We start from the raw sequence: 19,748 nt of genomic DNA on the forward strand, positions 1-19,748 counted from the left end.
GGATCGGCAAGACGGCGCATCGCATCGCCTCGACGGTCAGTATATTGAGCCGATGCACGCGCTGCGGCCGCCCCTGTCCACCCTGCACTGGCCAAGCCGCTGCATCGTCTGCCGCCAGTGGAGCGACGCGCGCTGCTGTGGCGACTGCGTCGCACGCTTCGCCGCGGCGCGCCCGCGCTGCGTGCGCTGCGCGATCGCGGTGCCGCAGGGCGTCTCGACGTGCGCCGACTGCCTTCGCGCGCCACCGCCGTTCGCCGCCGCGCTCGCCGCCGTCGACTACGCCTTCCCGTGGTCCGACGCGATCGCCGCGTTCAAGTTCGCGGGCGGGCTCGATCGCGCGCCGGCACTGGCGCAGCTGCTCGCGGCCGCCTGCCGCGACGCCGCCGCCGGCGTGGACCTGCTGCTGCCGGTGCCGTTGGCACCGCGGCGACTCGCGGAGCGCGGCTACAACCAGGCGTGGGAGCTCGCGCGGCGCGTCGCGCACCGGCTCGCGCTGCCGGCCCGGTTTGACGTGCTGCAGCGCTGGATCGAGACGCCGCACGTGGCCGAGCTGCCGCGCGAGGCACGGGCGGCCGCGGTGCGCGGTGCCTTCGGTGTCGAGCCGGCGCAAGCGCACCGCGTGCGGGGCCGGCGCATCGCCCTCGTCGACGACGTGATGACCACCGGCGCCACGGTGGCCGAAGCCACGCGCGCGCTGCACGACGCCGGCGCGGCCGAGGTGCAGGTGTGGGCGCTGGCGCGCACGCCTCGGCCCGACGACGCTTGAACGGGGCGCCGCGCGATGTTCCACCTCGTGCTCGTGCAGCCGCAGATCCCGCCGAACACCGGCAACGTGATCCGCCTGGCGGCCAACACCGGCTGCACGCTGCACCTGGTCGAGCCGCTGGGATTCGCAATGGAGGACCGGCTGCTGCGGCGCGCCGGCCTCGACTACCACGAGTGGGCCGACGTGCGGCGCCACGCATCGTGGGCGGCGCTGTGCAGCGAGTGCGCACCGCCGCCGCTGCGCTGCTTCGCGTTCACGACGCGCGCCGAACGGCGCTTCGACGACGTCGACTGGCGCCGCGGCGACTGGCTCGTGTTCGGCCGCGAGGACAGCGGACTGCCGGCCGACGTGCTCGATCGCTTCGCGCCCGCGCAGAGGCTGCGGCTGCCGATGCGCGCCGGCCAGCGCAGCCTGAACCTGAGCAACGCCGTCGCCGTCGCGGTGTTCGAGGCGTGGCGACGCTGCGGCTACGAAGGCAGCGTCTGACCGCGTCAGCGGTCGGCGACGCGCTCGCTGCGCGCGTCGCCCTCGGCGCGCGCCTGCCGCGACATCAGGCGCTCGACGGCCTGCGCTGGCGTCAGCGTGCCGTCGAGCAGCGCGACCACCGCTTCGGTGATCGGCATCGCGACGCCGAGCGCGCGTGCACGCGCGAGCACGGTGCGCGCGCTGTAGACGCCTTCGGCGACGTGGCCCAGCGCGGCCAGGATGTCGGGCAGCGATTCGCCAGCGGCCAGCCGCAACCCGACGCGCCGGTTGCGCGACAGGTCGCCGGTGGCCGTCAGCACGAGGTCGCCGAGGCCCGACAGGCCCATGAAAGTCTCGGCGCGCGCGCCGAGCGCGACGCCCAGGCGCGTCATCTCGGCCAGCCCGCGCGTGATCAGCGCCGCACGCGCGTTCTGGCCGAGCTGCAGGCCGTCGCACACGCCGGTGGCGATCGCCATCACGTTCTTGACCGCGCCGCCGACCTCGACGCCGACCGGGTCGTCCGACGTGTAGACGCGCAGCGTGCCGCCGTGGAACGCGGCCACGGCCTGCTCGCCGAGCGTCGCGTCGTGGCTGGCCGCGACGAGCGCGGTCGGGCACCCGCGCGCGACCTCCTCGGCGAAGCTCGGCCCCGACAGCACGCCGCCGCGCAGACCCGGGCGCAGCGCCTGCGCGATCTCGTGACCGAGCCGCCCGCTGCCAGCCTCGAAGCCCTTGCACAGCCACAGCACGCCGGCGCTGGCAGGCACGACGGCGAGCATCGACGCCAGCGCCGACATCGGCGTCGCGATCACGGCCAGCCCGTCGCGCGCGTGCGCGAGCGCCGCGTCGAGGTCGGCGCCCAGCGCCAGTGCCGCAGGCAGCGCGACGCCGGGCAGGTAACGCTCGTTGCGCCGCTCGCGCTGCATCGACGCGACCTGCGCCGCGTCGCGACCCCACAGCAGCACGTCGTGCTGCGACGCCGCGTGCACCGCCACCGCGGTGCCCCAGGCGCCGGCGCCGAGCACGCTGATGCGCATGGCGGGAGAAGCGTCGGGTACGGCGGGCGAATACGGCGCGCGCGCCGCGGCACTCAGGCGCTGGCGATGACGCCGCTGCCGTTGCCGCCGAGCTGCTGCTGGCGCTGCGCCTCGAACATCGCCTGGAAGTTGACTTCCGACAGGATCACCGGCGGGAAGCCAGCGCGCGTGCAGATATCGGAGACGATCGCGCGCAGGTACGGATAGATCATGCCCGGGCACGCAATGCCGATGATGGCCTGCATCTGGTCGTCGGGCAGGTTGCGGATCTCGAAGATGCCAGCCTGCTTGGCCTCGATGAGGAACAGCGTCTTGTCCTGCACGCGCGTCGTCACCGTCGCGGTCACGCAGACCTCGTAGATGCCGTCGGCGATCGGCTCGGCCGACACGCCGAGGTTGATGTCGACGTGCGGCTGCGCCTGCTCGAGCAGGATGCGCGGCGAGTTGGGCTGCTCCAGCGACAAGTCCTTCAGGTACATGCGCTGGATGTTGAATACCGGTTGTGCGTCTTGCTCGGCCATGGCGTGCTTTCACGAAACAAAGCCCGCGAAGTCGCGGGCGGACGCACCGATTATCGCCGAGCGCCGCGCGGCGCCCGGGCGGGCTCAGCCCGCGCCGAGCATCGGCACGAGGCCGCCGCGCTGGTCGAGCGCGATCAGGTCGTCGCAGCCGCCGACGTGCGTGTCGCCGATGAAGATCTGCGGCACGGTGCGCCGGCCGGTGAGCTCCATCATCTTGACGCGCTGCGCGGGATCGAGGTCGACGCGGATCTCCTCGATGTCCTCGACACCGCGCTGGCGCAGCAGCTGCTTGGCGCGCACGCAGTACGGGCACACCGCCGTCGTGTACATCCTCACTCGGTTCATCTTGGACTCGCGATGCCGCCTCCCCGGACGGCTGTCACCGCATTGTCACGGCGGCGGCAAAACCCGGCACGGTGTCGGCCCAAGCCGCGCCGCGCGCCTCAGGACGATTTCTCGATCGGCATGTTGGCCTCTCGCCACGCGCCCATGCCGCCGGCGAGCACGCGCGCGTTCTCGTAGCCGAGCTTGCGCAGCACGCCCACCGCGCGCGACGCGCGCGCGCCGCTCTGGCACACGACGACGAGCGGCAGCGTCTTGTTGCTCGGCAGCGCCTTGCTCGTCTCGAGCGTGCCCAGCGGCACGCTGCGCGCGCCCACCGCGTGGCCGGCGGCGTACTCCGACGGCTCGCACACGTCGATCAGCACCGCCTTCTCGCGGTTGATCAGCTGCACGGCCTCGTTGACCGTCACGGCGCCGGGCCCGCCGCGCCCGAGTGCCGGCCACAGCAGCATGCCGCCCGAGACGAGGGCCACGAGCACGAGCATCCAGTTCTGCAGCAGGAAGTCCAGCACGGAGGAGACGAAGGCTTTGGCGAAGCTGCGAATTATAGAATTCGCGCCCCTTTCCCACCGACGCGCGCGCCATGTACAAGCTGGTGATGATCCGCCACGGCGAATCGACCTGGAACCGCGACAACCGCTTCACCGGCTGGACCGACGTGCCGTTGACCGACACCGGCGTCGCGCAGGCGCGCGAGTCGGGGCGGCTGCTGCGCGAGGCGGGCTACGACTTCGACGTCGCCTACACCTCGGTGCTCAAGCGCGCGATCTGGACGCTGTGGTATGCGCTCGACGAACTCGACCGCACGTGGCTGCCGGTGGTCAACGACTGGCGCCTCAACGAGCGCCACTACGGCGGTCTGCAGGGGCTGAACAAGGCCGAGACGGCGCGCCAGTACGGTGACGAACAGGTGCTCGTGTGGCGCCGCAGCTACGACGTGCCGCCGCCGCCGCTCGCCCCCGACGACCCGCGCGGCCAGCGCCACGACCCGCGCTATGCCAAGCTCGCGCCGGAGCAGATCCCGCTGACCGAGTGCCTGAAGGACACCGTCGCGCGCGTGATCCCGTGCTGGAACGAGCGCCTCGCGCCGGCGATCCGCGCCGGCCAGCGCGTGCTGATCTCGGCGCACGGCAACAGCATGCGCGCGCTCGTCAAATACCTCGACGGCATCAGCGACACCGACATCGTCGGGCTGAACATCCCCAACGGCATCCCGCTCGTCTACGAGCTCGACGCCGACCTCAAGCCGATCCGCAGCTACTACCTCGGCGACCCCGAGGCGGCCGCGAAGGCCGCCGCCGCGGTCGCCGCGCAGGGCCGGGCCTGAGACGGCACCTGTGCCGCCGGTCACCGGCCGTCGGCGGCAGCGCGCAGCGCAGCCGCCAGCAGCGGCGCGACCGACACCACGTTGCTCGCGTGCGGCACGCAGTCGGTGCTCCAGACGTGGCGCACGCCGGCTGCGTGCAGCGACGCGACCGCATCGCCGACGAACAGCGCGTGCGTGACGGCCACGTCGACGCTGGCGGCACCGTGCGCCAAGGCCTCGCGCGCGGCCACCGCCAGCGTGTGGCCGGTGCTCGCGACGTCGTCGAGCAGCACGACGGCACGCCCATCCAGCGCGAGCGGCGGCAGCTCGATGGCGACGTCGCGGTCGCCGCGCCGGTGCTTGCGCCCGACGCCGGCCGCGAAGCCGTGCGCGCGCGCCGCCGCCTGCACCCACTGCGCAGCCTCCTCGTCGGGGCCGATCAGCACCGGCTGCTCGATGCGCGATGCGATCCACTCGCCCAGCAGCGGCGCGGCCGACAGCGCGATGCCGCACCGCCCGGGCAGCACCTCGTCGAGCGACGCGACGCGGTGCAGGTGCGGATCGACGGTGACGACGGTGTCGAATGCGCCGGCCAGCAGCGCGCCGACGTGGCGCTGGCTGACGACCTCGCCCGGGTGGAACGCCATGTCCTGCCGCATGTAGGCCAGGTACGGCGCGACCAGCGTCAGGTGGCGCGCGCCGAGCTCGCGCGCGCCGGCGGCGGCGAGCAGCAGCTCGACGAGCTTCTCGTTGGGCTGCTGCAGCCCGCGCAGCAGCACGACCTGCGGCGGCAGCACGGCCGGCAGCGTCAGCCGCGTCTCGCCGTCGGGGAAGCGGTGGCGCGCGACGAACTGCGGCGTGATGCCGAGCGCCGCGCCGAGCGCGCGCGCGAGCGCCGCTTCGTCGTCGAACGCGAGCAGCGCCGTCACCACGCCGCCCCGTGCCCGCCGAAGCCGGCGTAGTCGCGCGGCAGTTCGCTCGCGTCGCCGAGACGGTAGCCGCCGTCGCTGCCGGCGAGTTCGCGCGCAAACGCGAGGTCGGCCTCGTAGCGCGCGTGCACGCGGTACAGCGGCTCGCCGGCCGCGACGCGCTCACCGAGCTTCTTCAGCAGCGCGATGCCGGCGTCGGGCACCTGCGGCGCGCCAGCCAGCCGCGCGATGCGCGCGATGCGCAGGTTGTCGATCGCGGTGACGACGCCGTCGCGCTCGGCGGTGACCTCGTGCGTCAGCGGCGCCGGCACCAGCGTCGGCGTGCGCCGGCCCTGCGCGTCGATGATCGCGTTCATGCGCTCGAGCGCGCGGCCCGAGTCGAGGATGTCGCGCGCGATGCGGTAGCCCTCGCCGCCGCGCACGTCGGGGTCGAACTCGATCACGCGCCCGGCCAGCCGCAGCGCCTTCTGCCGCAGGTCCGACGGCGCGTCGGGGTGGTTCTCGAGCACGAGCATCACGTCGCGCGCCTCGAGCACGGGCCCGACGCCGCGTCCGATCGGCTGGCGGCCGTCGGTGATCACGGCGTCGAGCTGCAGCCCGAGGTGCGCGGCGACGTACTCGAACAGCTTCTTCAGCCGCTGCGCCTCGGGCATCGAGCGCACCTTGGCGCTGGGGCCCACCGGGATGTCGAGCACGAGGTGCGTCGAGCCGGCAGCGATCTTCTTGCTCAGGATCGACGCGACCATCTGCCCCGGCGAGTCGATCGCCAGCGGCCGCTCGACCGAGATCAGGATGTCGTCGGCCGGGCTGAGCTCGGCGGTGCCGCCCCACGCGAGGCAGCCGCGCGTCTCGCGCACGATCGCCACCAGCCGCTCGAACGGCAGCGCGACCTCGGCGAGCACGTCCATCGTGTCGGCGGTGCCCGCCGGCGACGTGATCGCGCGCGACGAGGTCTTCGGGCACAGCATGCCGTGCGCGGCGACGATCGGCACCACCAGCATCGACGTGCGGTTGCCGGGGATGCCGCCGATGCAGTGCTTGTCGACCACCGGCCCGGCGCCGACCTCGTGGCGCCAGTCGAGGCGCCGCCCGACGGCGATCATCGCCTCGGTCAGGTGCAGCACCTCGTCGCGGTCGAGCTCGAACTGGTTCGTCGCGACGACGAAGGCGGCGAGCTCGACCTTGGAGTACCTCGCCTGCGCGATGTCGCCGATGATCGCGTGCAGGTCGTCGCGGCCCAGCCGCTCGCCCGAGATCTTGCGGTGCAGCGCGGCGATCGAGCGCGGCGGCTCGGCGTGCGCGATCGACGCCTCGTGCCCGTCGGCCACGCCGATGCGCGCGAACGCCTCTTCGCTCAGGCCCAGTTCGCACACGTCGACGATGCGCGCGTCGTCGACGACATTGAGCACCGCGAGGATCGAGCGGCCGTTGGCCTGCACCCGCACCTTGGCCAGCGCCTGGAAACCGGCGGCGCGCACGACCGGGCAGTCGCGGTGCAGGTAGGCGACGTTCTCGCGGAAGGTGTCGATGCCGACGCGGCGCAGGCGCAGGGTGGCGGTGCTCATCGGGGCTCGGCGCAGGCGGTGGCGGTCGGGGTCGGCTCGGCCAGGTGCGGCGCGAGGGCTTCGGCGATCGACTGTCGCACAAGTTCGGCCAGCGCCCGGCGGTCGGCGTGCGCGCTGCCGGTGGCCGGCAGCACGCGCACGTGCACCGTCAGCTGCTCGCCGCACGCGAGCCGCCACAGGCTTTGCGCCAGCGTCGTGTCGCCGGTGAACTCGGCCGCCGGGCTGACGGCGTGCGTCGCATCGGCGTAGCGCAGCGCGACCGGCTGCACCGGCGTCGCGGTCGCGATCGCCGCCTGCAGCAGGTTGGCGTGAAACGGCAGCAGGCCGTGGCCGTCGCTCGTCGTGCCCTCGGGGAACACGGCCACGGTCTGTCCGGCGGCGAGCGCGTCGGCCATCTGGTGCACGACGCGCAGCGCGTCGCGGCGCTTCTCGCGCTCGAGGTACAGCGTGCCGGCCGCGTCGACGAGGCGGTTGACGAGCGGCCAGTGGCGCACGTCGGCCTTCGAGACGAAGCGCGCCTGCGGACACACGGCGTGGATCGCCATGATGTCGAGCCACGAGACGTGGTTGGCGACGATCAGCTTGGCCGCCGGGCGGAACGTGCCCTGCACGTCCAGCCGCAGCCCGAGCGCGCGCAGCATGCCCGCCGCCCACCACGCGATGCGTGCGTGGCGCCCCGCCGCGTCGAGCCACGGGAAGCGCCACAGCACGACGGCCAGCCCGTGCAGCCCGTGCACGACGGCACGCGCGAGGCGCCACGCGGCGCGCAGCCGCCTCGCCAGCGTCATGCGCCGCGCAGGACGCGCCGCTGCCGCGCGCGTGTCATCGCGCCAGCGCCGCGTGCTCGCGCGCCTCGAACGCGACCGTGCCGGCCACGAGCGTCGCGACGACGACGCCCGGCAGCGCCATCCCCGTCGACGCGAACGCGAACGGCGTGTGCTTGCCCTGGCTCGCGAGCGCCTGCGGCGTCACGGCCCAGGTCGCGTCGGGGTCGAACACGCACACGTCGGCGACGCCGCCTTCGACCAGGCGCCCGGCGCTCGAGGCCAGCGAGCCCAGCGCGTCGCCGAGCACCGCCACCGGCCGGCTCGTCACGCGCGCAAGCGTGTCGGCCAGCGACAGGCCGGTGTCGGCGCCCCACTTCAGCGCCAGCCCGAGCAGCAGCTCGAGGCCGGTCGCGCCCGGCTCGGCCTCGCCGAACGGCAGCGTCTTCAGGTCGCCCTCGACCGGCGTGTGGTCCGACACGAGCGCGTCGAGCGTGCCGTCGGCCAGCCCGGCGCGCAGCGCGTCGCGGTCGGCGCCCTGGCGCAGCGGCGGCACCAGCCGCATCGCCGGGTTGAAGAAGCCGATGTCGACGTCGGTCAGGTGCAGCGAGTTGATGCTGACGTCGGCCGTCACCGGCAGCCCCTCGGCCTTGGCCGCGCGCACGAGCGCGACGCCGGCCGCACTCGACAGCCGGCACAGGTGCACGCGGCAGCCGGTGGCGCGCACGAGCTCGAAGATCGTGTGCAGCGCGACCGTCTCGGCGGCCACCGGCACGCCCGACAGGCCCAGCCGCGTCGCCACCGCGCCGCTGGCGGCCACGCCCTTGCCGAGCCACGCGTCCTGCGGGCGCAGCCACACCGTGTAGCCGAACGTGGCCGCGTACTGCAGCGCACGCAGCAGCACCTGCGTGTCGCGCAGCGCGACGTCGGCCTGCGAGAAACCGACGCAGCCCGACTCGGTCAGTTCGGCCATCTCGGTCAGCGCCTCGCCCGCAAGCCCGCGCGTCAGCGCGCCGAGCGGGAACAGGCGGCACAGGCTGAGCTTGCGCGCGCGGAACTTGAGCATGTCGACGAGCCCCGGCTCGTCGAGCGGCGGGTCGGTGTCGGGCGGGCACACGAGGCTCGTGACGCCGCCGGCGGCGGCGGCGTTGAGCTCGCTCTCGAGCATGCCCTCGTGCTCGTGCCCCGGCTCGCGCAGCCGCGCCGCGAGGTCGACGAGCCCCGGCGCGACGACGAGGCCGGTGGCGTCGATCACGCGCTGCGGCTCGAAGTCGTGCGGCACGCTGCCGATCGCCGTGATGCGGCCGGCGGCGATCGCGACGTCGGCGATCTCGTCGCGCCCGGTCGCCGGGTCGATCACGCGGCCGTTGCGGATCAGGATCTTCATGCCTCGTTCCCCGCGATGATCGACATCACCGCCATGCGCACCGCGATGCCGAACGTGACCTGCGGCAGGATCACGCTGTGGCTGCCGTCGGCCACCGCGGAGTCGATCTCGACGCCGCGGTTGATCGGCCCCGGGTGCATCACGATGCAGTCGGGCTTCGCGAGCGCGAGCTTGTCGGGCGTCAGGCCGTAGTGCTTGAAGAACTCGCCGGCGCTGGGCAGCATCGCGCCGCTCATGCGCTCGTTCTGCAGCCGCAGCATGATGATCACGTCGGCGTCGCGGATGCCCTCGGCCATGTCGTGGCACACGCGCACGCCCATCGCGCGCAGGTCGCCGGGCACCAGCGTCTTCGGGCCCACCGCGCGGATCTCGGGCACACCCAGCGTCGTCAGCGCGTGGATGTCGCTGCGCGCGACGCGCGAGTGCACGATGTCGCCGACGATCGCCACCGCGAGGTTCGTGAAGTCGCGCTTGTAGTGGCGGATCGTGTACATGTCGAGCAGCCCCTGCGTCGGGTGCGCGTGGCGCCCGTCGCCGGCGTTGACGACGTGCACGTGCGGCGCGCAGTGCTCGGCGATCAGGTACGGCGCACCGCTCTCGCTGTGGCGCACGACGAACAGGTCGGCGTGCATCGCCGAGAGGTTGGCAATCGTGTCGAGCAGGCTCTCGCCCTTGGCCGTGCTGCTGCGCGCGATGTCGAGGTTGATCACGTCGGCCGACAGCCGGCTCGCCGCGATCTCGAACGTCGTGCGCGTGCGCGTCGAGTTCTCGAAGAACAGGTTGAACACGCTCTTGCCGCGCAGCAGCGGCACCTTCTTGACCTCGCGCTCGTGCACGCTCAGGAACGTGCCCGCGGTGTCGAGGATCTGCGTGACGACGGCCTTGGGCAGGCCCTCGATCGACAGCAGGTGGATCAGCTCGCCGTGCTTGTTGAGCTGGGGGTTGCGGCGCGACAGCATCGGGCGGGCCTTCAGGCGTTGGCTTCGACGGCGAACGTGAACAGGCCCGCCGGGTCGCGCGCGAGCGAGAGTTTCTGGGACTTCGGCAGCACGACCTTGGCCGCCGCATAGCCGGCCTCGATCGGCAGCTCGCGCCCGCCGCGGTCGACGAGCACCGCGAGCTGCACGCTGGCCGGCCGGCCGAAGTCGAACAGCTCGTTGATCACCGCGCGGATCGTGCGCCCGGTGTAGAGCACGTCGTCGACGAGCACGATGTGCGCGCCGTCGACGGCAAACGGCAGCTTCGTCGCGTCGGTGCCGGCGGCCATGCCGCGCTGGCCGAAGTCGTCGCGGTGCAGCGAGCTGCTGATCACGCCGGGCGCGCCGGGCAAGCCGAGGTCGGCCTGCAGCCGCTCGGCGAGCCACGCGCCGCCCGACCACACGCCCACCAGCACGCCGCCGGGCTTGAGCAGCCGGCGCACGCCGTGCACGAGCTCGCGGTACAGCGCTTCGGCGTCGAGGGTCAGCGTCGTCATCGTGGGTGCTCCCGCAGGTACTGGTCGAGGATCAGCGCGGCCGACGCCGCGTCGACGTCGGCCGCGCGGCCAGCGATCGCCTCGGTCGTCGTGTAGCGCTCGTCGACTTCGTGCACCGGCAGCCGGAAGCGTCCGTGCAGCTGGCGCGCGAAGCGCTGCGCGCGCCGCGTATTGTCGTGCGCCGCGCCGTCGGGGTGGAACGGCACGCCGACGACGAGCGCGTCGGGGCGCCACTCGTCGATCAGCCGCGCGATCGCGGCGAAGCGCGCGTCGCCCTCGGCCGCGATCGTCGTCAACGCCCGCGCCTGCCCGAGCAGCGAGTTGCCCACGGCGACGCCCACGCGTCGGGTCCCGAAATCGAAAGCGAGAAAGCTCAGAGGCCGGGTCGTCGATGCACCCGGTGCCGTCATCGCGCCAAGGAACCGGGGAGCCGGGCGCAGCCCGCGACCCTTCCAGCGGCCGCCGTGGGTCCGGCTCTGCCGGTCCACCGGCGGCGCCCCCCTCGGGGGGGAGGCGCCGAAGGCGCTTCGGGGGGGGTCAGTTCATGCATGTCCCGCGTCTTGCGACAGCATGCGCGGGTCGATGCCCAGCAGGCGCACCGCGCGCTCGTAGCGCTGCTCGGCCGGCGTGTCGAAGATGATCTGCGGGTCGGCCTGCACCGTCAGCCAGCCGTTGCGGCCGATCTCGTCTTCGAGCTGGCCGGCGCCCCAGCCGCTGTAGCCCAGCGTGACGAGCACGCGCTTCGGCCCGCCCCCGGCGGACATCGCCTCGAGCACGTCGCGGCTCGTCGTCATCTCGAGCCCACCGGGGATCTCGAGCGTCGAGTTGTACGGGCTGCCGTCGGTGCCGAGCTTCTCGTGCAGCACGAAGCCGCGTTCGGTCTGCACCGGCCCTCCGAAGTAGACCGGCTCGTCGGCGAGGTCGTCGCGATCGAGCGTGAGGTCGACCTTCTCGAACAGGTTCTTCAGCTTGATGTCGATCGGCTTGTTGATCACCAGCCCGAGCGCGCCCTTGTCGGTGTGCTCGCACAGGTAGACGACGGCGCCGGCGAACGTGTCGTCGGCCATGCCGGGCATGGCGATCAGGAACTGGTTCGTCAGGTCGATGCGGCGCTCGCCCATGCGCGGATTCTATTCACGCGTCACACTCCGGCCCATGAATCCGACTGCCGAACGCGAGCTCGACGCCGCCCTCGTGTGGCTGCGGCGCGACCTGCGCGTCGACGACCACGCCGCGCTGTACCACGCGCTGCGCGCGGCGCGGCGCGTGTGGTGCGCGTTCGTGTTCGACACCGCGATCCTCGACGCGCTGCCGCGCGCCGACCGGCGCGTCGAGTTCATCCGCGACAGCCTCGTCGGCGTCGACGCCGAGCTGCGCGCGCTGGCCGCCTCGCACGGCGTCGACGGCGCCGGTCTGCTCGTCGCGCACGGCCGCGCCGCCGACGTGCTGCCGGCGCTGGCCGACGCGCTGCACGTGCAGGGCGTCTACGCGAGCCACGACGACGACCCCTACGCGCTCGCGCGCGACGCGCAGGTGCGCGGGCGGCTGTCGGAGCTCGGCATCGCGCTGCACACGAGCAAGGACCACGTGATCTTCGAGCGCGACGAGGTGCTCACGCAGGGTGGCAGCCCCTTCTCGGTGTTCACGCCGTACAAGAACGCGTGGCTCGCCAAGGTCGACCCGTTCTACCTGCGCGCGTACCCGGTCGCGAAGTACGCCGCCGCGCTGGCGCCGCGGCCCGCGCCGCCCGCGCTGCCCACCGGCCGCGTCTGGGCCGGCGTGCCGACGCTGGCCGAGATCGGGTTCGAAGCGACCAACCTGCACCAGCTGCGCCTGCCCACCGGCCCGGCAGGTGCCGCCGAACTGCTCGAGGACTTCCTCGCCGAGCGCATCGACCGCTACCGCGAGACGCGCGACTACCCCGCCGTCAAGGGGCCGAGCTACCTCGGCACGCACCTGCGCTTCGGCACGGTGTCGATCCGGCGGCTCGCGCGCGAGGCCTGGCAGCGCGCGCAGGCCGGCTCGGCCGGCGCGCAGGGCTGGCTGTCCGAGCTGATCTGGCGCGACTTCTACCACCAGATCCTGTACCACCACCCGCACGTCGTCGGCCATGCGTTCCGCCGCGAGTACGACCGCATCCACTGGGAGCACGGCAGGCACGCCGACGAGCACTTCGCCGCCTGGTGCGAGGGCCGCACCGGCTACCCGCTCGTCGACGCCGCGATGCACCAGCTCGCGCAGACCGGCTACATGCACAACCGGCTGCGCATGGTCAGCGCGAGCTTCCTGACCAAGGACCTCGGCATCGACTGGCGGCGCGGCGAAGCCTGGTTCGCCGAGAAGCTCAACGACTTCGACCTCGCCGCCAACAACGGCGGCTGGCAGTGGGCCGCCTCGACCGGCTGCGACGCGCAGCCGTACTTCCGCATCTTCAATCCGGTCGCGCAGAGCGAGAAGTTCGACCCCGAGGGCCGCTTCATCCGCCGCTACCTGCCGCAGCTCGCGAAGCTGCCCGACAAGCTGATCCACGCGCCGTGGCTCGCGAAGCCGGCCGACCTCGACGCCGCCGGCGTGCGGCTCGGCCTCGACTACCCGCGGCCGATCGTCGACCACGCCGCCGCGCGCGAGAAGACGCTGCAGCGCTACGCCGTCGTCAAGGCGCGGCGCTGAGGCGGCCTCACGCCGTCAGGCCGCGGCCTCGCCCGGCGCGGCCGGGCCGTCGATCTCACGCCGCTTGCGGCCGAACAGGCGCTGCACGCGCTGCACGGCGTCGTCGACGTAGGTGAACACCACCGGCACGACGAGCAGGCTCAGGAACGTCGACGTGATCAGCCCGCCGATCACGACGATCGCCATCGGGCTGCGGAAGCTCGGGTCGACGCCGATGCCCAGCGCGATCGGCATCATGCCGGCGCCCATCGCGATCGTCGTCATCACGATGGGACGCGCACGCTTGCGGCAGGCGTCGAGCACGGCATCCCAGCGCGCGAGGCCGTGGTCGCGGCGCGCGATGATCACGTAGTCGACGAGCAGGATCGAGTTCTTCGTCGCGATGCCCATCAGCATGATCAGCCCGATCATGCTCGGCATCGAGATCGCCTTGCCGGTGACGAAGAGAGCCAGGAACGCGCCGGGCACCGACAGCACCAGCGCCGCCAGGATCGTCACCGGTTGCACGAAATCCTTGAACAGCAGCACGAGCACGATGTAGATGCACAGCACGCCGGTGGCCATCGCCAGGCCGAAGCTCGCGAACAGCTCGTTCATCGCCTCGGCGTCGCCGATCGTGGTCTGGATCACGCCAGGCGGCAGCTGCTGCAGGCTCGGCAGCGCGAGCGCGCGCGCCTCGACCTCGCCGAGCGGCTGCTGGTTCAGCTCGATCTCGAAGTTCACGTTGCGCAGGCGGTCGTAGCGGCTGATCACGGCCGGGCCGCTCTCGATCGCGAGCGTCGCGACGTTGCCCAGCATCACGGGTCCGCGCGCGCCGGGCACCGGCAGCCGCGCGAGCAGGTCGAGGTCGGCGCGCGCGTCGGCCGGCAGCCGCACGACGACGGGCACCTGCCGCTGCGCGAGGTTGAGCTTGGCCAGCGCCTGCTCGTAGTCGCCGGCGGTGGCGATGCGCAGCGTGTCGGCGATCGCCGCCGCCGTCACGCCGAGGTCGGCCGCGCGCGCCGGGTCGGGCCGCACGACGAGCTCGGGCCGCGTCAGCCCCGCACTCGACGTGACGGCGCCGATGCCGGGAATCGTGCGCAGCTCCTGCTCGACGACGCGTGCGTGCTCGGCGAGCACGCGGCCGTCTTCGCCGGCGAGCACGAGCACGTACTTCTCCGACGAGCCGCCGAAGCCGACCTTCACGCGCGCACCGGGCAGCACCGCGAGCGCGTCGCGCAGCTCGGCCTCGATCTGCTGCTTGCGCACGCCGGGGCGCTCGCGCCGCGGCGTCATGTTGATCGTCAGCGTGGCCTTGCGCACCTCGGGCGCGCCGCCGGGCGTGAACGGGTCGCTGCCGGTCGCGCCACCGCCGACGGCGGTGTAGACCAGCTTCACGTGCGGGTGACGCTGCACGATCTCGCGCGCGCGCTCTGCGGTGGCGAGCGTCTGAGCGAACGTGCTGCCCGGCGGCAGCTCGAGGCTGACCTGCGTCTGGCTCAGGTCGTCGGGCGGGATGAAGCCGGTGGGCAGCAGCGGCACGAGCGCGAACGAGCCGAAGAAGAACACCGCCGCGCCGAGCAGCGTCGCGACGCGGTGCTTCAGGCACCAGCGCGCCCAGCCGAGATACCTGGTGATCCAGCGCGGCGTGTCGTGCACCTTCTTCGGCGCGTGCAGCAGGTATGCCGCCATCATCGGCGTGAGCATGCGCGCGACGACGAGCGAGAAGAACACCGCGATCGCCGCCGTCCAGCCGAACTGGACGAAGAACTTGCCCGGCACGCCGCTCATGAACGCGGTGGGCAGGAACACGGCGATCAGCGTGAACGTGGTCGCGATCACCGCCAGGCCGATCTCGTCGGCCGCTTCCATCGCCGCCTGGTACGGCGTCTTGCCCATGCGCAGGTGGCGCGTGATGTTCTCGATCTCGACGATGGCGTCGTCGACGAGGATGCCCACCACCAGCGACAGCGCGAGCAGCGTGACGACGTTGACGGTGAAGCCCATCAGCCACATCACGCCGAAGGCCGGCAGGATCGACAGCGGCAGCGCGGTGGCCGCCACCAGCGTCGCGCGCCAGTCGCGCAGGAAGAACCAGACGACGACGATCGCGAGGAACGCGCCCTCGTAGAGCAGCCACATCGAGCCGTCGTAGTTCTCCTGCACCGGGTCGACGAAGTTGAACGCTTCGGTGAAGACGACGTCGGGGTGCTGCGCGCGCAGCGCGTCGACCTTGGCGCGCACGCCGGCGGCGACCTCGACCTCGCCGGCGCCGCGGCTGCGCGTGATCTCGAAGCCGACCACCGGCTGGCCGTTCAGCAGCGCGGCACTGCGCGGCTCGGCCACCGTGTCGGTGACGGTGGCGACCTCGGCGAGGCGGATGCGCCGCCCGTCGGCCAGCGTGACCTGCAGCTGCGCGAGCTCGTCGGCCGACGCGACGGTGGCGATCGTGCGCACGGTCTGCTCGGCGCCGCCCAAGTCGACGCGACCGCCCGAGGCCTCCTGCTGCACGCTGCGCAGCTGGCGCGAGATCTCGGCGGCGGTGGCATTGAGCGCGAGCAGCTTGGCCGGGTCGAGCTCGACGCGCACCTCGCGCGTGACGCCGCCCACGCGCGCGACCCTGCCGACGCCGGGCACCGCGAGCATCGCCTTCGTGACGCGGTCGTCGACGAACCAGCTCAGCGCCTCGTCGTCCATGCGCGCCGACGCGACCGTGTAGGTCAGGATCGGCGAGCCCGACAGCTCCATCTTCGCGATCACCGGGTCGCGCAGGTCACCCGGCAGGTCGGCGCGGATGCGGCTGACGGCGTCGCGCACGTCGTCGAGCGCCTCCTGCGTCGGCTTCTCGAGGCGGAACTCGACCGTGATCGTCGCGGTGCCGTCCTGCACCTGGGCGTAGATGTGCTTGACGCCCTGGATCGTCGCCACCGCGTTCTCGATCTTGCGCGCGACCTCGGTCTCGAGCTGCGCCGGCGACGCGCCGGGCAGCGACGCCGTCACCGTGACGGTGGGCAGGTCGATGTCGGGGAAGTTCTGGATCTTCATCTGGCGGAAGCCCAGCAGCCCCACCAGCGTGAGCAGCACGAACAGCATCACGCCCGGGATCGGGTTGCGGATGCTCCACGCCGAGACGTTCATCGCACCCCCGTCACGGCGTCGCGACGACGCGCACCGCGTCGCCGTCGGCGAGGAACGCGCCGCCGCTGGCGACGACGCGCGCGCCGGCGTCGAGCCCGGCGCGCACTTCGATGCGGTCGCCCTGGCGGCGGCCGACCTCGACCTTGACCTGGCGCACGCGCGCGTCGTCGCCGACGACGAACACGTAGTGGAAGCCTTCGCGCAGTAGCACGGCACCCTGCGGCAGCGTCAGCGCGCTCGCGCGGCCGATCTCGAACTCGCCACTGGCGAACATGCCGGCCTTCGCGCCGGCAGCACCGCGCGGCAGGTCGACGTAGACGAGGCCGTTGCGCGTGGCCGCGTCGACGGTGGGCGCGACGACGCGCACGCGGCCTTCGATCGGCGTGCCGCCGGCCGGCGTCACGCTCGCACGCTGCCCGGGGCGGATCGCCGCCAGGCTCGGTGCCGGCACCTCGGCGCGCCACTCGAGCCGGCCCTGTCGGATCAGGCGGAACAGCTCGGTGCCCGCCGGCAGCACGGCGCCAACGGTGGCGCTGCGCGCCGAGATCACGCCGTCGTCGGGCGCACGCACCTGTGTCTGCGCCAGGCGCAGCTCCTGCGCCTTCGCCGCGGCGCGCTGCGCCTCGAGCCGCGCCTGCGCGGTGCGCTCGGCCGTCAGGTACTGGTTGATCTGCTGCGCGCTCAAGGCCCCGGTGGCCTGCAGCTCGCGCGCGCGCTGCGCGTTGGCCGACGCCTCGGCCAGCATCGCCTCGGCCTCGGCGACCGCGGCGCGGGTCTGCAGCAGCTCGGCCTGCACCGTGTCGGCGGCGAACGTGGCCAGCACCTGGCCACGCTTGACGGCGTCGCCGACGTTGACCCGCACCTGCGCGAGCCGCAGCCCGTTCGCCTCGGTGCCGACGCTGGCCTCCTGCCACGCGGCGATGCTGCCGTTGGCGGTGACGACGAGCGGCCAGTCGACGCGCTGCGGCTGCGTGACGGTCACCGTCAGCGCGGGCCTTGCGGGGGCGGCCGGCGGGCCGTTGGCGTTGTCGGCCGCGCGCACCGACAGCGCGATCGCGGCGGTGGCGGCGACGGTGGCCGCCGCCGCGCCGGCGGCGAGCAGCGTGCGGCGGCGTGTCGCCGGGGCGACGGGGGGCGAAGAGGTCTCGTTCATCGTGAAGGGCGGGCGACGGCGGTGCCGTCGTCCGAAGCGGATGGGGCGACGGTCGGGGCGTCGTCGGTCGGCGTCCAGCCACCGCCGAGCGCCCGGTACAGCGAGATCCACGCGGTGACGCGCTCGCGCTCGAGCTCGACCACGTCGCGGCGCGCGGCCAGTGCGGTGCGGCGCGCGTCCTCGAGCTCGAACAGGCTGGCCAGCCCGCCGCGGTACAGCCCTTCGGTGGCGCGCAGCGAGGCCTCGTAGCCGTCGCTGGCGCGCTGCGCATCGAGCGCGCGCGCGGCGGTGCCCTGCAGCGTCACGAGGGCCGATTCGACCTCGCGCACCGCCTGCCGCAGCGCCGCCGCGTACTGCGCGCGCGCTTCGTCGTAGCGCGCGCGCGCCGCGTCGACGCCGGCGGCGCGCGCGCCGGCGTCGAACACCGGCAGCGTGACCTGCAGCGGCCCGAGCGACCACGTCGTGCCCTGCGTCGCGAGCGCGCCCGCATCGAGCCGCGCCGGCCCGACGGCGCCGGCCAGCGTGACACGCGGGTAGCGCTCGGCGTCGGCCTGGCCGACCTCGGCCGCGGCGGCGGCCACGCGCTGCGCGGCCGCCGCGCGGTCGGGGCGCGGCGCGAGCGCCTGCGCCGGCACGCGATCGACGGCGATCGCCGCCGGGCGCGGCACGCGGGCACGACCTTCGGCCAGCGCGTCGCGCAGCCGCGCCTCGTCGGCGCCGGTCAGCGCGACGAGCGCCTTGAGTTCGAGCTCGCAGCGCTGCTGCTGCGCCTCGGCCTGGAAGCGCGCCTGCGCCGCACTCGCGCGCGCCAGGTCGGCCGCCGCCGGCGCGCGAAAACCGGCCTCGGCAGCCAGCGTCGCCAGCCGCGCGGTCTCTTCGCGCGAGCGTGCGTCGGCGCGCAGCGGGTCGAGCAGCGCCTCGCAAGCGCGCAGCGCGACGTAGCTGGTGCCGACTTCGGCCGCGAGCGCGACGCGCGCGGCGTGCCAGTCGGCGCGCGTGGCGTCGACGCGCGCCCGCGCGGCGTCGTCGGCGGCGTCGAGGCGGCCGAAGAGATCCAGCTCCCAGCTCGCGCGCAGCTCGGCGCCGAGCCGCGTCGCGGTCGGCGACGCGAGGTCCGGCCGGCCGCGCAAGGCGCTCGCGTTGGCGTCGAGCGCCGGCCACGCGCGCGCGTCGACGCCGGCGCGCGCGGCGCGCGCCTGTGCGATGCGCGCAGCCGCCGCGGCCAGCGTCGGACTCGACGCCTGCGCCTCGGCGACGAGCGCGGCCAGACGCGGGTCGTCGAACTGCTGCCACCAGCGCGCGAGGTCGGCGCGCGGCGCCGCGTCGCCCGCTGCCGGCTCGGCGGGCAGGAGCGCGTGCCAGCGCCCCGGCGCCTCGGCGGTTGCCACCGGCGGGCGCGGCGCGGCGCAGCCGGCGAGCAGCACGGCGGCAGCCAGCGCGATTGCGGCCACGGCGCGCACGCGCGTCATCGCGCCACCCCGGGCGCACAGCCGGCACGACGCCGCGCTTCGGCCTCGACCATCGCGAGTGCGTAGCGCACGAGGCGGTCGGCCCAGTCGCCGACGGCCCCCGCTGCGGTGAGCAGCGACGGCGCCAGCGCATCGACGATGTCGCGTCCGACGTGCAGGTGCACGCCGAGCCCGGCGATGCAGATCGCGAGGCGGTGCAGCTCGTCGTCGGGCTGCGCGAGCGCGAAGTGCCGCTGCAGCGCGGCGACGAGCGCGGCGTGCATCGGTCCGATGTCGCGCCGCAGCTCCTCGTCCCACAAGCCGGTGGGTTCGAACATCTCGCGAAAGCGCAGCTTCATGCACAGCCGCGGCGTGTCGCCATCGCCCAGTGGCGCGAGCAGGTCGGCGTAGAAGGCGGCGAGCGTCTGCTCGAGCGTCAGCGCCGCGCCAGCGTCGAGCCACGCCGGCTCGCGCTCGCGCCCGCACAGCGGCTCGAAGAATGCGGCGCGGTACAGCCCGGCCTTGTCCCCGAAGTAATAACTGATCGCCGCGACGTTGACGCCCGCGGCTTCGGCGATCTCGCGCGTCGAGGTCTTCGCGAAGCCCTGCTGCGCGAACAGGCGCAGACCGGCGCGCAGCAGGCGCTCGCGCGTCGCGTGACGCTCGCCGCCGGCGGGCGCGGCGGCCGTGGGAACGTCGGGCGTCGATGCGGCAACCATGACCGCATCGTAGCCCTGAATCAAACGTTTGATTGAGTTCGGGCAAAAGCCGTGGCCAGCCCCAGGGTGATCCCGGGGCCCGGCA

General features: G+C 73.6%; 20 protein-coding genes. 4 read left to right on the plus strand and 16 right to left on the minus strand.

The annotated features are described in order from the left end of the window. The first annotated feature begins 52 nt into the window (after positions 1-52). Both MOJ79_RS02435 and MOJ79_RS02440 read left to right on the plus strand, forming a co-directional pair. Positions 53-766 carry a ComF family protein gene (locus MOJ79_RS02435; RefSeq protein ID WP_241922720.1) on the plus strand — a complete coding sequence of 238 codons (714 nt, stop codon included), beginning with the start codon at positions 53-55 and terminating at the stop codon, positions 764-766. A 15-nt stretch (positions 767-781) separates the two neighbouring features. Continuing rightward, complete coding sequence (locus MOJ79_RS02440) at positions 782-1,252, plus strand: tRNA (cytidine(34)-2'-O)-methyltransferase (RefSeq protein ID WP_241922721.1); 471 nt, start codon at positions 782-784, stop codon at positions 1,250-1,252. A gap of 5 nt (positions 1,253-1,257) precedes the next feature. Here MOJ79_RS02440 and MOJ79_RS02445 read toward each other — a convergent pair whose 3' ends face one another. From MOJ79_RS02445 to MOJ79_RS02460, 4 genes are all read right to left on the minus strand, one after another. Beyond that, the gene (locus MOJ79_RS02445) at positions 1,258-2,268 is read right to left on the minus strand and encodes an NAD(P)H-dependent glycerol-3-phosphate dehydrogenase (RefSeq protein ID WP_241922722.1); all 1,011 of its coding nucleotides are present in this window, start codon (positions 2,266-2,268) and stop codon (positions 1,258-1,260) included. 53 nt (positions 2,269-2,321) lie between these two features. Beyond that, positions 2,322-2,789, minus strand: a complete 468-nt coding sequence (gene secB / locus MOJ79_RS02450) for a protein-export chaperone SecB (protein WP_241922723.1) — start codon at positions 2,787-2,789, stop codon at positions 2,322-2,324. Positions 2,790-2,873: 84 nt separating this feature from the next. Continuing rightward, a complete protein-coding gene (grxC, locus tag MOJ79_RS02455; RefSeq protein WP_119290660.1) occupies positions 2,874-3,134 on the minus strand; it encodes a glutaredoxin 3 in 261 nt (86 codons plus the stop codon). Positions 3,135-3,232: 98 nt separating this feature from the next. After that, entirely contained in the window at positions 3,233-3,640 is a 408-nt protein-coding gene (locus MOJ79_RS02460; protein WP_119352809.1) for a rhodanese-like domain-containing protein, read from the minus strand. A gap of 74 nt (positions 3,641-3,714) precedes the next feature. Here MOJ79_RS02460 and gpmA point away from each other — a divergent pair, with 74 nt between their 5' ends. After that, on the plus strand, positions 3,715-4,458 hold the full coding sequence (gpmA, locus tag MOJ79_RS02465) for a 2,3-diphosphoglycerate-dependent phosphoglycerate mutase (protein ID WP_241922724.1): 744 nt from the start codon (positions 3,715-3,717) through the stop codon (positions 4,456-4,458). A 20-nt stretch (positions 4,459-4,478) separates the two neighbouring features. Here the strand turns inward: gpmA and MOJ79_RS02470 are convergent, their stop codons facing one another. From MOJ79_RS02470 to MOJ79_RS02505, 8 genes are all read right to left on the minus strand, one after another. Then, positions 4,479-5,366, minus strand: coding sequence for a ribose-phosphate diphosphokinase (locus tag MOJ79_RS02470; RefSeq protein ID WP_241922725.1), 888 nt, complete (start codon positions 5,364-5,366; stop codon positions 4,479-4,481). Continuing rightward, positions 5,363-6,931 (minus strand): thymidine phosphorylase family protein, encoded by a 1,569-nt coding sequence (locus tag MOJ79_RS02475; RefSeq protein WP_119290529.1) that lies wholly within the window; start codon positions 6,929-6,931, stop codon positions 5,363-5,365. The genes MOJ79_RS02470 and MOJ79_RS02475 overlap by 4 nt, the downstream gene beginning before the upstream one ends. Next, positions 6,928-7,719, minus strand: coding sequence for a lysophospholipid acyltransferase family protein (locus tag MOJ79_RS02480; protein ID WP_442863089.1), 792 nt, complete (start codon positions 7,717-7,719; stop codon positions 6,928-6,930). Before MOJ79_RS02480 ends, MOJ79_RS02475 begins: the two co-directional genes overlap by 4 nt. 34 nt (positions 7,720-7,753) lie before the next feature. Continuing rightward, positions 7,754-9,082: a dihydroorotase gene (locus tag MOJ79_RS02485; RefSeq protein ID WP_241922726.1), complete on the minus strand. Its 1,329-nt coding sequence runs from the start codon at positions 9,080-9,082 to the stop codon at positions 7,754-7,756. Continuing rightward, positions 9,079-10,041, minus strand: coding sequence for an aspartate carbamoyltransferase catalytic subunit (locus MOJ79_RS02490; RefSeq protein WP_241922727.1), 963 nt, complete (start codon positions 10,039-10,041; stop codon positions 9,079-9,081). The genes MOJ79_RS02485 and MOJ79_RS02490 overlap by 4 nt, the downstream gene beginning before the upstream one ends. Positions 10,042-10,052: 11 nt before the next feature. After that, positions 10,053-10,556 (minus strand): bifunctional pyr operon transcriptional regulator/uracil phosphoribosyltransferase PyrR, encoded by a 504-nt coding sequence (pyrR, locus tag MOJ79_RS02495; protein WP_119290538.1) that lies wholly within the window; start codon positions 10,554-10,556, stop codon positions 10,053-10,055. Next, complete coding sequence (gene ruvX, locus MOJ79_RS02500; protein ID WP_241922728.1) at positions 10,553-10,966, minus strand: Holliday junction resolvase RuvX; 414 nt, start codon at positions 10,964-10,966, stop codon at positions 10,553-10,555. The genes pyrR and ruvX overlap by 4 nt, the downstream gene beginning before the upstream one ends. 132 nt (positions 10,967-11,098) lie before the next feature. Next, positions 11,099-11,677, minus strand: a complete 579-nt coding sequence (locus tag MOJ79_RS02505; RefSeq protein ID WP_119290542.1) for a YqgE/AlgH family protein — start codon at positions 11,675-11,677, stop codon at positions 11,099-11,101. A gap of 34 nt (positions 11,678-11,711) precedes the next feature. Between MOJ79_RS02505 and MOJ79_RS02510 the strand changes: the two genes are divergently transcribed. After that, on the plus strand, positions 11,712-13,226 hold the full coding sequence (locus MOJ79_RS02510; protein ID WP_241922729.1) for a cryptochrome/photolyase family protein: 1,515 nt from the start codon (positions 11,712-11,714) through the stop codon (positions 13,224-13,226). A 15-nt stretch (positions 13,227-13,241) separates the two neighbouring features. On the opposite strand, the gene MOJ79_RS02515 is transcribed toward MOJ79_RS02510, so the two are convergent. Genes MOJ79_RS02515 through MOJ79_RS02530 form a run of 4 tightly spaced genes read right to left on the minus strand, consistent with a single transcriptional unit; the run spans position 13,242 to position 19,663 of the window. Then, positions 13,242-16,343 (minus strand): efflux RND transporter permease subunit, encoded by a 3,102-nt coding sequence (locus MOJ79_RS02515; RefSeq protein WP_241922730.1) that lies wholly within the window; start codon positions 16,341-16,343, stop codon positions 13,242-13,244. 10 nt (positions 16,344-16,353) lie between these two features. After that, a complete protein-coding gene (locus MOJ79_RS02520; protein ID WP_241922731.1) occupies positions 16,354-17,496 on the minus strand; it encodes an efflux RND transporter periplasmic adaptor subunit in 1,143 nt (380 codons plus the stop codon). Further along, positions 17,493-18,965, minus strand: coding sequence for an efflux transporter outer membrane subunit (locus MOJ79_RS02525; RefSeq protein WP_241922732.1), 1,473 nt, complete (start codon positions 18,963-18,965; stop codon positions 17,493-17,495). Before MOJ79_RS02525 ends, MOJ79_RS02520 begins: the two co-directional genes overlap by 4 nt. Then, positions 18,962-19,663, minus strand: coding sequence for a CerR family C-terminal domain-containing protein (locus MOJ79_RS02530; protein ID WP_241922733.1), 702 nt, complete (start codon positions 19,661-19,663; stop codon positions 18,962-18,964). The genes MOJ79_RS02525 and MOJ79_RS02530 overlap by 4 nt, the downstream gene beginning before the upstream one ends. Positions 19,664-19,748 lie beyond the last annotated feature (85 nt).

This window comes from Calidifontimicrobium sp. SYSU G02091 (assembly GCF_022631395.1).
GTDB classification, from domain to species: domain Bacteria; phylum Pseudomonadota; class Gammaproteobacteria; order Burkholderiales; family Burkholderiaceae_C; genus Calidifontimicrobium; species Calidifontimicrobium sediminis.